This window comes from Selenomonas sp. FC4001, from assembly GCF_000701565.1.
GTDB classification, from domain to species: domain Bacteria; phylum Bacillota; class Negativicutes; order Selenomonadales; family Selenomonadaceae; genus Selenomonas_A; species Selenomonas_A ruminantium_B.
Map to the genome: position 1 here is coordinate 104,942 of NZ_JNJF01000005.1, position 11,776 is coordinate 116,717.

Here is an 11,776-nt window from a genome sequence, read left to right on the forward strand (position 1 = left end):
TTGTGAACCCCAACCAAAAGGTTCACAAGGACATAGAAAAGCCGCTGAACCGGGCATACAGCCCGTTAATTCAGCGGCTTGTTTGCTTATTTGGCTTGTGCTGCCATTTCTTTCATCAACCAGTCATGAATAGCTTTGTTATCTGCTTTCCCGTCGGCGGTCTTTTCGTCGAGATAGGTTGCTTTGAAATAGCCGGGCAGCTCCTCGCTAATAAGCTGTATGACCCAGGCCCCTCTATTCTCGCCAATGCCATAAATGGCATTCTTGTTGACCGCATAGTTCTGACGCACATCCTGCAGCAATGAGCGCAGAATATTCATACCCTCAGTATTGGAAAGACGACCGACACGCGCCTCAAAGTCTTTCGTTGATTGAACCGTCAGAACGATAGCATACTGCTGCTTCCTTTCCAGTTCATCCACCCAGGCGCTGACACCATCCGGCTGTTTCAGTAAAGCCTTGCCGTCGGTTTCCCCATTCACATCATTAATGACAATAATCAGCGGATAGCTTTTGCCGGAATCATACCAGCGCGGCAGGCAAATCTGATAGTCAAGTTTTGACTGAATGAGTTCTGAGCTGACAAAACGCTGCGAGGCCAGCTTCTTATCTTCACTCGAATCCTGACCGGGTACCGCTTTTTGCACAGCTGTCTGCGGCGCCTTACTAACCGCTGCCTGCGCCATACCACCGAAGCCAAAACTAAAACCAAAAGCTGCCAAAGCTGCTGCCATCATAATCTTCTTTTGCATGCCAATATCCTCCTTGCCTTTTAACGACTTGTTATATAAATCACCTGTTGGTATATTTCGCTATTTATGACTTTAATCCTGCTTTTTTATTGATGGTCAGCTCCTAAATGGCTGTCACCTGCTGGCCATCCTTCAAGAGCAAATCTAAAAGATGTTCTTCGCCGATTTTGGCTGTATGGTTACAAAATAACGCCACCCGCTTGCCTGCGAGCAGTGGCAAATATTCCTCTGACCGAGCATCCCTGGAAATAACGGCAGCACCGATTGCCAAGGTACTATGACCTAGCAAGAAACATACGATGATAAACAACATACACAAACAATGTTTTCTCATTATGTACATCCTTTCGCCACAGTACGCATAAAGCGACAGAAGTTCCTTTCCTCTAAAAAACTTAATCCACTTTAAGCAAGAACTGTTTGCCCTGCCATAACGTCCGCACCTTCACCCCGTCAGGTACGCCTTCCAATCTTACCTGGACAAAATCTCCCCTATGCGAATCGTTACATTGAATCAGCGGCTGTGTCTGTGGTTTCCAGTCAGCTGCGAGTTTTACCAGCAATGTACCGGTGAATTTTGCCGCTCCATTTATGCAAACGATATCTGCCGGCTTACGGACAGTTAATACCAACTCGCTTTTCTTCTCCATATGCAGACCAGCTAGTTCTAACGGACCTTCCGTGTTCTCATATAATTTGCCTGCCAAAACCTCGGCCTTGCCAGCTCCCAGCGCTGTACGGTTTTCTGCCCAGATGGAGCCACCTTCAATCCGGGTGCCCCCCGTATAGCTATTAGCTCCGGACAGTACCAGCACACCATCACCGGCTTTGACCAACTGTCCCTCGCCATGGATATCATTGCGCCAGCAATCGCGCGCAGAAAAACCCTGATTTTCAGCCCTCATCGTAACCCGAACATCGGACGGCAGTGCTCCAAAGCCATCGGCTGCCCGCCAAAGGTTAAGCCGCCCCCAGCCTTCTTCATCATCGAGCAACGGGTAACCGGAAGGCAGGCCGGTAGTTGCCAGCACTAACCGCCGCGCCTCCGCTGAAAGATACGGGAAACGTGTCTCAAGCAGAACCTCGGCGCCTTTCGGCACCCGCATGGGCTGATTTACAGCTCCCACTGGTGCGAATCCGTAGGTCAGACGCTCCTCATAAGCGCGTTCGTCCGCATCAGTCACGACCGTTTTATTTTTGTTCTCCAGTGACCGCAGAAACACATCTCCTTCAGTCCGCGCCTCCAGTAACAGTTGGCGGTTTTCCGGATCACAGAACATGGCTGCCGCAGTTGCCGTCCCTACCATTCGACCGCCCATAACATCCAGACAGTTATGCATCCCCGCCCGGTTGCGGCTGAAGCCAATATCCGATGCCACCTTCAGAAAAGCCTGATAGCGTTCAGGAAATGCGTAGGCATAGCCCAAAGCCGCCATATAGCCCCGGAAGGTATGACCACTCGAAAAGCCAAAATCCGTTTCCGGTTTGTGCGCTCTTGCTTTTTCTGCCAATTGCGGATTCAGTAGGATGCAATCATCCAGGCGGAAAGGCCGCAGATAACGGAAAGCCTTCTTCGTCCGAGCCAATCCTTCCGTGTCAAACTTCGCCATCAACTCGCCCAGCTGCGCAATATGTGCCACCTTTTCACCGGCAGCCTGGTAAGCCGCTTCATCACTTCCAAGCCCCTTCACTCTAACCGAATCCGTTGGATTATGGGCATAATACACATCCTCTTGCTCCTGTTCCGCTGTGCGATGGCTGCTGAACCAGCGTATGCGCGCCAAATCATATTGCAGAACTTTTGGAGCCAGTTCTTTTCCCCGCTGCCCATTTTCTCCTGGCTGCCAATAATCAAGGAAATGCAATAAAATCCTTCCCACGGGATTACCGGCAGCTGGTGTTCCTTTCGGGACCGACTGCCGATACATATCCACATAGGCACCTGCCACAGGTTCCGGTGCCTGGGTCAGACTGGCTGCATAGCCATGACTGCTGACTACAAACAGGCCTGCTGCCACCGCGCTTGCAAAAATACTATTTTTTCCTATTCTCATTCTCTTAATCCTTCCTGATTTTTGGAAATACCTTTATTATTTCGGATAAGCAATAATCCATGGTTGATAGCGTTCTTTTTCGGGAAGCATGGAATGGTCAAACCACATGGAGAAAAATTTTATGGCATTTCCTACAGTATAGCCATCCTGATAATGGTCACTGGTATCATAAGGATCAGCAAAGATGAGCATATCTTCTGCGGTTGTTCCATGCCTCGGAAGTCTTGGCGCAAACACAGTATATCCCTGGGCTTTCAGAAACGCACATCAGCCTTTATTCAAAAAATTTAATACTCTTTCCCGAAACAGCTTGTAATACGGACGCTCCATCAACATTGCATGTGCGGCTCCATCCAAAATTATCAACTCCGAATCTGTTCTATTGGGAAGTGTCCTATACGCTTCGTCGCATAAATCAGGTGACACATACGGATCTTTGGAGCCGACTATAATCAGCACAGGAGCTTTTATGCTCTCTGTCGGAATAAGTCGCGCACTCCTACCGACAAGCAAATCCCGTCTACCACCATTGGGACTTGTATCCTTATCGTAGTGCCAGGCATTATCAATATAGGTGCTTGCCACAGGCTTTTCCACGATGTCAAAATCTATGCTTCCGTCAGCTTTCCTCTGAAAATCCGAGGCTGCACCTTCCCAGGTATTTTTATTAAAAGGCTCCTTCACCTCTTGCTCACCAAGCCCGGCTACTATAGGCGCATAAAGCACAAGGCGATGCACCATCTCCGGATGCTTGGCAGCAAAGCGACCACTGGTCACAGTTCCCCAACTCCAGCCCAAAATATCCAGGGACGCAAGATTATTTCGTTCCAATATGAGCTTCACAGCAGCTGCGATATCTTCCGAAGCATAATCCGAATCCGGCATAAAGCCGTCCTTGACGCTGCCAGAATTTCCAAAGCCTGCAATATCCAGCAGCCAAACCTCAAATCCGTGCTTGGCAAAATATCGCGCCAAACTGTAATCCTTGTAATCAACATCAAATTCATGGGAAGAAAAGGTCACGCCGTGCACAAACAAGAGGGGACGCTTTGTCTTGCCGTCCTGCTCTATATAACGCTCCAAATGCAGCGGCACTTCATTTCGCGCCAAAGGGATGGTTTCCCTAAGGATTTCTGCCGCTTGAGCCGGGGACAAACACAAAAGATTCAAGAGCAGGCAGATAAATAGACCGAGCCAGACCCAATTTTTCCTTGCTGACAAAAGACCTTTCATCTTTTTATTTCCCCCTTGATTTCATCGGCAACGTGCTCTGCCTGCAGGCCAATGACCACTTGCACAGCCTTGCCCTTGCTGATGACTCCTTTTACCCCGGTTATGGATTTCAGCGTCTGATAGTCGACTTTGGCGATGTCGCTTACTACAATGCGCAACCGCGTTATGCAGTTGGACACTTCTGCCAGATTGGCAGTACCTCCGAGCGCGACAATAATTTGCCCTGGAAAGTCACTGAGCTTTTCAGTAGCAACGCTCGCTTCTATGCCTTCATCATAGCGTCCGACGGTAGGTATATCAAAGCGGCGAATCATCCAACTGAAAATCACATAGTACACTGCGCCAACACCAAGCCCGATGGGAATGATCAGCCAGGGTTTAGTAGCCAGTCCCCAGCTAAGGACATAGTCTATGAAGCCAGGTGAAAAAGCCCCTGCATCCAGGACCCCCAAGGAGTAGGTGACCGACAGGGACAGGCCGGTAAGCAGGGCATGTATGACATAAAGGGAAGGAGCCACGAACATAAACAAAAATTCAATAGGCTCGGTAATCCCGGTCAAAAAGGAGGTGAAGGCCACTGAGGCGAGCATGCCGCCAATCTTGGGACGGTTTTCCGCCTTGGCGGCATGATATATGGCAAGAGCCACCGCCGGCAGGCCGAACATCATCATGGGGTAAAAGCCCGCCATGAACATTCCCGCCGTAGGATCTCCGGCAAAGAAGCGATTGATATCCCCCGTCACCACCACGCCGGAAACTGGATTAATGTACTCGCCGAACATATACCCAATATAACTGCCGATGATATGATGAAGCCCTACGGGAATGAGCAGCCGGTTCAATACGCCGAAGATAAATGTGCCAAGCACTCCCGCACTGGCTATCCATTCACCGACAGCGCGGATAATCTCCTGGCACGGCCCCCAGATAACGCCGAAAATCGCCGCCAACAGGATGGACACCCCCGCCGTCACAATAGGGACGAACCTGCTGCCGGAAAAGGCTCCCAGAAACTCCGGCAATTTTACGGTATGAAAGCGGTTATATAAAATGCCTCCCTCTATACCACTGATGATACCGGCAAACACACTCATGTTAAGCGTCGCATCAATGGCCGTAAGTGCCGTGGTCAGGATGAGATAGCCGATGCAGCCCGCAAGTCCTGCAGCGCCATTGCTGTCCTTGGCAAGCCCCACGGCAATACCGATGGAAAAGAGCAGAGGAAGGTTATCAAAGACTGCGCCACCTGCTCTGGTAACAAACGGTATATCCAGGACATCCGGCGCACCGAACCGAAGCAACAGGGCCGCAGCTGGAAGTACCATAATCGGCAGCATCAACGCCCTGCCGATGCGCTGCAAGTTTGCAAACATTTTTTCCATTACATTCTCTCTCATCTTCTAATCACTATCCACATTTTCTTTCTCTTATATACGGAAAACAGCGTTTCCTTATTATGTTATTCGTTACCAGGAGCAAAATCCTTAAATTGCGTTTTTTGTCGATATGCATTTAACTATTCTATAAAATCAGCTAAAATCCTGCCCTTATTCCTTGCCATTCCTTTTGTGAACCCCAAAAAGGTTCACAAGGACATAGAAAAGCCGCTGAACTGGGCACACAGTCCATCAGCGGCTTATTTCTATTTCAGATACTTTTTTTCCAATTTCCCCAGAGTGCCGTCCATCTTCAGTTCTGCCAGTACAAAATTGATGTAATTCAGCCATTCCTGATCGCCTTTTTTCATCAGAATGCCACAGGAATGATGGGTAAATGGACTATCCTTTAGAGGTGCGGCCAGCCGCTTGTCCATGCGAACATAGTGAGCAGCCTCTACCGTTTCTGTAATCATGATATCTGCCTTCCCCTCTGCAATTTGACGAGGGATATCCGCATTGTCGTTATAGACGATAATCTTCGCGTGTTTGAGATTTGCCTGGGCAAACTTTTCATTTGTACCGCCCGGATTTATCATCACACGCACTTCCGGTCTGTCAATATCTGTCAGGCTTTGGAACCGTTTTGCATCCTTGGCACGACAGAGTATGGTCTTGCCAAAAAGTCCTTCCCCATAGGCATCCGACATAGCCATGGTTCTTGCCCGGTTATAATTGCGCGAAATGCCGCAAAGGGCAATGTCAAATTTCCCGGCCTGTATATCAGCGGCAAGCGTCGGCCATGTAGTTGGCACATACTGGATTTTTACCCCCAGGGAATCAGCAATAAACTGTGACAGCTCAGCATCAATTCCTTCGTATTCTCCGGTTTGCGGGTTTAAGTATGACATGGGAATGTAATCCCCGGTGGTACCAATCCGAATCACACCTTTGGCAGAAATATCCTCAAGATGCCCAGCCTCCGCACGTATCACAGGCAACATCAGCACTGCCATCAGAAGCAGACCTATCAGGCCAACTGGTAAAATCTTTCTTTGCATAACTATACTCCCCCTTCACTCGGATAAGCAATAATCCATGGCTGATAGCGTTCTTTTTCGGGGAGCATGGAATGGTCAAACCACATGGAGAAGAATTTTACGGCATTTCCTACAGTATAGCCATCCTGATAATGGTCACAGGTATCGTAGGGGTCAACAAAGATGAGCATGTCATCCAAAGACGATTCTGTCCCCATGTTGTCATAGCCGATAATCACACGCCAATGACCACCCCACTCCACATTTTCTACCAAAACCGGACGCCCATGTGATAGTGGTTCCATCAAAAAAATCCTAAAATCTTCAAAGCGACTGATTTTATCTGTGTTCAAACCGCTTTTTACATTCCAGCCAATATTCTGGAAAAAGTTCACCATATTTTCCAAACTTGTGCCAATAGGATAGCCCTGTGTTTTCATCGCTTTTGCCAAGGACATTTCGTCATAATCCTTATTGCCATACCAGTAAAGCACGGTAAGGGCAGCTGCCGGCCCGCAGGTATATTCTCTAGCCTGTTGATAGGTCGGATAATGCGGCAGTACAAGACGCCGGCCAATAATGGTTTTCATTTCATAGATATCCACATGCTTGAAGTATGGAGAATCGGCATGATTTATCTCTGTTGGCGCCGAAGATGCGCCTTCCGTCTTGGTATTCAATCCCGCAGGATAGGGAATTACACGCACCTCATCCGTATTGGCAGCAAACGCTGTTCCCATACTCAGCGCACCAGCCAGCAGGCAGGCGGCGATAGCTTTTGGCCAAAGTTTCTTGAACATCTTTCATGCTCCTTTTTTCGTCAGTTTGTTATGGGAATTCATTCCATCTTCCTCCACGGATGATTGAATTAATCCGTAACCACGGTGAGCATTCGCTAGGGATATCCAACGCATTATTTCACAGTTACATTATTATTCATAATAAATATGTTTATCCAGCTTTCCTTCCAATCGTGCTAAAAGAAATGATGAGGATAAATTTCCGACCATATTACTTACTGTTCTAATGCCATCTACCAAAGGGTCAATGCCAAAAAATAAGGTAACTGCTGCTGTTGGCACTCCAGCCATACCAAAAATTGAAGTCATAACAATAACCGTTGCGCCTGGTACGCTAGGAAAAGTAAACGACATCATAAGCGCTGCAAAGAAGAAGGTGATTAAAAATTCAAAATCAAAAGGTAACCCTATTGTTACCCGTAATAAAATAGCAATAGCTGTTACATAAGCACAGCCTCCTAGCATATTAAATTGAATGCCGATAGGAACAGAAAAAAGTGCTAATTTCTCATCAACACCCAGCTTATCGGAACAATATTCCAGCGTAGCAGGCAAACATACATTCGAACTGCGGACAGAAAATGGTAAAACACTAAAGCTAAGAAATTTTTTTACAAACGGCAACGGCGAAACCCTACCAATAATTGCCAAAAAAACGGCTTCGCTCAAAATGATTATTAAAAATTCGATAAACGCAGAAATGACAATTTTGCTAAACGGCCAAAAGACTGAAATATCGACAATTATCATCATTTTTGCCATAGAAGCTGCAACTACAATAGGCATAGCCGGCATAATTGCCCTCACAGCATCCATAGCAAAGCGCTTACCAAATACGATTACCTCACGAACAGGCAGCCCTCTGTCACCTGACTTAGCTAAAATAAAGCCCAAAAAGCAAGCTAGGAACAATACTTGTAGAAGATTATTGTTAAAAAAAGGAGCAATAATATTGGGTGGAACAATGCTTATCATTACGTCCTTTAAAGACATGATTACTGCGGAATTGCTTTCCTCATTCAGCATTGAAATAAGGTCAGGCATAGCGCCTAACCAAAATCCTAATCCTATTGACATGACCAGAATTACAGATAGTTTAACAATAGATAAAAGTATAAGTTTTCCACCCATACGCCCGATATCTGCTGCATCCGACATGCTCGTTATGCCCTCGATAACCGAGAAAAAAACCAATGGTGCTATGACCATCATCAACGCACTCATGAACAATTTTTCAACCGTATCAAATATGTTGTCAACTAACCATATAAGTATATCCGGAGCAAGTACACTTTTAGCTCCTATCCCTACAACGATGCCCACCACGAGGCCAATAAGTGTATAAATGGCAATTTTATTGCCTGAACGATGTACACGGATAGAAATAATATTTACATCATTTTTTCGTGCATAACTTATGTCATCCTTATGCGCTTTTAATATACCCAAGCTGTATTGTTTTTGCTCATCGTCTGGAATTTCCTCTATGTCATTAAGTGGATTATAGGCTTTTCCTGGGGCAATCAGTCGAAGGCTGACCTCACCAAAGTGCTTTGTAACCTCTACTTTTGCTTGAAATTTATTTTCATCACCAGAAGCTGTGGCAAAGTGAAAAAAATTCTCCTCTAGCAATAATTCGCCATTATATATTTCTTCTCGGGATAGTCCCAGTTCGGAAAAAGTTTTTTCTAGCCACTCTACTAATTGATGATAATTTTCTTCAGAAACAGTATATATTGGTGTTCGCATATATTTATCTTCTCCATATATTGTAGGCTGCATATTCACGCTGAGATTTGAATGGTGATGTCCATAACGGTAGCACTCCATGCATGGAACTCTTTTACATATCATTTGGCAGCTCCCGTGCTTTCATTACCGGACATTTTACTAAGCAGTTCTACACATCATCCAAGCTGCCACAAAATTTCAGCCCCAACATGGTTATGTCATCGGATTGCTCCGCGTCCCCCGCATAGGTATTAACATCCTGACGAACAGCTGCGAGTATTTCCTTTACATCTTTTGAAGTCTGCCTATTTAATGTCGCCTGCAAACGCTCTTCGGAATATAGTTCTTCAGCCTCATTCATAGCCTCTGTCACGCCATCTGTATACAGGAAAATAATATCCCCCGGCTGCATAGCCAAACTATGCGCCTCATACATTTCGTCCTCATTTATGCCCAGCATCATATGTTTTCTGGCCTGCTGCAAATAACAGAACTTGCCATCCGCCTGCACCAGCGGTGGATTATGACCGCCATTTACATAAACAAGTTCTCCTGTTGTTAAATCCAGCCTGGCCATAAACACCGTCACAAACATCATTTCTTCATTTTCCCGGCAAAGTTCTCGATTCGCCATCTTCATACAATCGGCAAAATCAGCAGCATTTTTCGCCCTTAAGACCATATTCTTTAACGTAGTTTTGGCGCGCATCATATAAAGGGCTGCCGGAATCCCTTTCCCTGACACGTCAGCAATCGTTATCACCAGATGATTTTCATCCGTCATATAAAAATCATAAAAATCGCCGCCTACCCCTTTGGCTGCATCCATGGCCGCATTTATTTGAAATTCCTGATAAGCGGTCAAAAAATCCTGCGGCAATGCGCCCAGCTGAATATTACGGGCCACCGAAAGCTCCGCTGCCGCCTTTTCCCTCTCAGCTGTTGCCTTAGACAAATTATCAATATAGGCTTTCAGCTCATCAGTCATAGAATTAAAGCATATGGCTAAATGTTCGATTTCGTCGCCGGTAGTTATATCAAGTTTCTTGTCAAGATTGCCACTGGCAATTTCACGCACGCCATCAGTCATTTGCTTTATCGGCTTTACAAACCGGTCAGAAAGCGCCTTCGACGTAAATATCATAATAACCACCATGGTGATGAATGCCAGCACAGCCACCTGCAAAAGCAACAGCGACTCACGCTGCAAATTATCACTGAATGATTCCATCTGCCCCATGAAATAGTTGTGGCTTTCCTGCAAGGAAGATGAGAGTTCGTCCTGTGACACCAGAATCCCCAGACTCCATTTCATCGTAGGAAGTGGCGCAAACGCCAGCATGTATTTTTCACCATACAGCTCAACAGGCAATACACCACTTTCGCCATTAGTCATATAATAAGCAGCCCTGGCAAACTCCGCCGACTCGCATTTCCGTAAATCCTGCTGTTTATCTGTCTCGGCCAGCACGCCCTCGTGTACCGGTGAAAAAATCACCTTGCCATCATTGTTCATGATAAAGTTAATGCCCTTATCACCAATGGCCGTATTCGTAATATATTGACGCAGCTCTTTAGTCGCTATATCAAGACTTGCTACGCCAGCAATTCCCTCCGCGTCATAATATGGCGCTGAGCAGCTTATAACTTCAACGTCACTATGTTCCGCCGTCAAAATTGTGAGATAAGGCAAAGAAAATACCGCCCTATTAGCCTTGATGGCATTTTGATACCACGGGCGGACACAAGGGTCATAACTAAAAGCCGGGTCATCAGACATCGGACTGTACTTATCCCCAACAAAGACGCTGCTGCAAATTAAAAACCCAGATTTACTGCCAAAATAGGTTGCGGAATAACTATAATAACCATAGTTTTTTTCCATCGGCACCATCGTACCCGTTATATTGGCGGCCAGCTCAACTTCTTGCCGTACCGTTTCAATACCACGTTTTCGCACCTCAGGACTATAGATAATACAGGGCGCAGCCGGCGGAACTTTCCCATTATACGGGTCAAGAACAGCAGCTGGCAGATAATTGGACGGATGCTTATGTATCCAAGTCAAAGCATCTGCTAAAATGGTCACATCATGCTCCATATGTGCCAACTCATAGTCAATAAAGTTAGCTTTCGACCTGGCTAAGTCTGCTATCGTCTCCTTACTGGTTTTATTTATATATTCCTGTGTGTATGCAGCTCCCTCCTGCGAAAGCTGCCCCCCAAAATCTGCTATATCTTTTTGCACGAAGGTAACGCCATAAAAGGACAAGCCTGCAAACACCAGGGCCGACAACAAGCTGCTGATAAACAAGAGCAGCAGTAAACGCTCCCGGATACTCAGCCGTCTGCGCAATATTTTTCGTACAATCCGCCAGTAATCGCCCATTCCTAAACTACTCCTTTAACGACGCCCCTTTTGTCCCCGCACTCCCAGTCTGCTGAACTCAAAGTTCATCGAGTGATTGATGCATGGTTAAATACGAGTTCATATTACTATCGATTAGAACCTTCTTCACCATACCAGCAGCCCCTGCTACCGCAAACGCCTTACCTTCCTTGCTGGCTTTCTTAAACAGACGCAAAAGTACTCGGAGTCCCGCGCTGGAAATATACGACACAGCCTCCAAATCCAGAACAGTCTTCTCCTCACGCTCAACGATTTTTTCTCCACTTGAATAAATAGACTCAGCGGTAGAAATATCTATCCGTCCCTCAACACGCCAAGTCAACCAGCCATTAGCCAACTTTGTTTCTTTCTGTACAACCTCACTTGCCATATCATCTGCC

11 protein-coding genes are annotated in these 11,776 nt (G+C 46.4%); all 11 read right to left on the reverse strand.

The window, feature by feature from the left end; all coding sequences use genetic code 11:
- Positions 1 to 86: 86 nt before the first annotated feature.
- The 11 genes from T320_RS02385 to T320_RS13835 all read right to left on the reverse strand — a co-directional run bounded on the left by T320_RS02385 (position 87) and on the right by T320_RS13835 (position 11,766).
- A complete protein-coding gene (locus tag T320_RS02385; RefSeq protein ID WP_037352829.1) occupies positions 87 to 752 on the reverse strand; it encodes a hypothetical protein in 666 nt (221 codons plus the stop codon).
- Between the two features lie 103 nt (positions 753 to 855).
- Positions 856 to 1,065, reverse strand: coding sequence for a hypothetical protein (locus tag T320_RS02390; protein ID WP_037352831.1), 210 nt, complete (start codon positions 1,063 to 1,065; stop codon positions 856 to 858).
- 82 nt (positions 1,066 to 1,147) lie between these two features.
- Positions 1,148 to 2,806, reverse strand: a complete 1,659-nt coding sequence (locus T320_RS13830) for a phosphatase PAP2 family protein (RefSeq protein ID WP_051608557.1) — start codon at positions 2,804 to 2,806, stop codon at positions 1,148 to 1,150.
- A 36-nt stretch (positions 2,807 to 2,842) separates the two neighbouring features.
- The gene (locus T320_RS14535; protein ID WP_177188134.1) at positions 2,843 to 2,998 is read right to left on the reverse strand and encodes a hypothetical protein; all 156 of its coding nucleotides are present in this window, start codon (positions 2,996 to 2,998) and stop codon (positions 2,843 to 2,845) included.
- A 75-nt stretch (positions 2,999 to 3,073) separates the two neighbouring features.
- Positions 3,074 to 4,039 carry an alpha/beta fold hydrolase gene (locus tag T320_RS02400; RefSeq protein WP_037352834.1) on the reverse strand — a complete coding sequence of 322 codons (966 nt, stop codon included), beginning with the start codon at positions 4,037 to 4,039 and terminating at the stop codon, positions 3,074 to 3,076.
- The gene (locus tag T320_RS02405; protein WP_231465832.1) at positions 4,036 to 5,436 is read right to left on the reverse strand and encodes a PTS transporter subunit EIIC; all 1,401 of its coding nucleotides are present in this window, start codon (positions 5,434 to 5,436) and stop codon (positions 4,036 to 4,038) included. The genes T320_RS02400 and T320_RS02405 overlap by 4 nt, the downstream gene beginning before the upstream one ends.
- Before the next feature lie 245 nt (positions 5,437 to 5,681).
- Complete coding sequence (locus T320_RS02410) at positions 5,682 to 6,476, reverse strand: transporter substrate-binding domain-containing protein (RefSeq protein WP_037352839.1); 795 nt, start codon at positions 6,474 to 6,476, stop codon at positions 5,682 to 5,684.
- 2 nt (positions 6,477 to 6,478) lie between these two features.
- Positions 6,479 to 7,255 (reverse strand): C39 family peptidase, encoded by a 777-nt coding sequence (locus T320_RS02415; protein ID WP_051608558.1) that lies wholly within the window; start codon positions 7,253 to 7,255, stop codon positions 6,479 to 6,481.
- A gap of 132 nt (positions 7,256 to 7,387) precedes the next feature.
- Positions 7,388 to 9,085 carry a dicarboxylate/amino acid:cation symporter gene (locus T320_RS02420; protein ID WP_197019358.1) on the reverse strand — a complete coding sequence of 566 codons (1,698 nt, stop codon included), beginning with the start codon at positions 9,083 to 9,085 and terminating at the stop codon, positions 7,388 to 7,390.
- A 70-nt stretch (positions 9,086 to 9,155) separates the two neighbouring features.
- Positions 9,156 to 11,375, reverse strand: coding sequence for a SpoIIE family protein phosphatase (locus tag T320_RS02425; RefSeq protein WP_037352843.1), 2,220 nt, complete (start codon positions 11,373 to 11,375; stop codon positions 9,156 to 9,158).
- Between the two features lie 58 nt (positions 11,376 to 11,433).
- Positions 11,434 to 11,766 carry an STAS domain-containing protein gene (locus tag T320_RS13835; protein ID WP_051608559.1) on the reverse strand — a complete coding sequence of 111 codons (333 nt, stop codon included), beginning with the start codon at positions 11,764 to 11,766 and terminating at the stop codon, positions 11,434 to 11,436.
- Positions 11,767 to 11,776 lie beyond the last annotated feature (10 nt).

Bases quoted from the DNA above. Each gene is read 5' to 3' on its own strand.
- T320_RS02385 (WP_037352829.1), bottom strand. From the start codon at position 752: ATGCAAAAGAAGATTATGATGGCAGCAGCTTTGGCAGCTTTTGGTTTT.
- T320_RS02390 (WP_037352831.1), bottom strand. From the start codon at position 1,065: ATGTTGTTTATCATCGTATGTTTCTTGCTAGGTCATAGTACCTTGGCA.
- T320_RS13830 (WP_051608557.1), bottom strand. From the start codon at position 2,806: ATGAGAATAGGAAAAAATAGTATTTTTGCAAGCGCGGTGGCAGCAGGC.
- T320_RS14535 (WP_177188134.1), bottom strand. From the start codon at position 2,998: ATGCTCATCTTTGCTGATCCTTATGATACCAGTGACCATTATCAGGAT.
- T320_RS02400 (WP_037352834.1), bottom strand. From the start codon at position 4,039: ATGAAAGGTCTTTTGTCAGCAAGGAAAAATTGGGTCTGGCTCGGTCTA.
- T320_RS02405 (WP_231465832.1), bottom strand. From the start codon at position 5,436: ATGAGAGAGAATGTAATGGAAAAAATGTTTGCAAACTTGCAGCGCATC.
- T320_RS02410 (WP_037352839.1), bottom strand. From the start codon at position 6,476: ATGCAAAGAAAGATTTTACCAGTTGGCCTGATAGGTCTGCTTCTGATG.
- T320_RS02415 (WP_051608558.1), bottom strand. From the start codon at position 7,255: ATGTTCAAGAAACTTTGGCCAAAAGCTATCGCCGCCTGCCTGCTGGCT.
- T320_RS02420 (WP_197019358.1), bottom strand. From the start codon at position 9,085: ATGGAGTGCTACCGTTATGGACATCACCATTCAAATCTCAGCGTGAAT.
- T320_RS02425 (WP_037352843.1), bottom strand. From the start codon at position 11,375: ATGGGCGATTACTGGCGGATTGTACGAAAAATATTGCGCAGACGGCTG.
- T320_RS13835 (WP_051608559.1), bottom strand. From the start codon at position 11,766: ATGGCAAGTGAGGTTGTACAGAAAGAAACAAAGTTGGCTAATGGCTGG.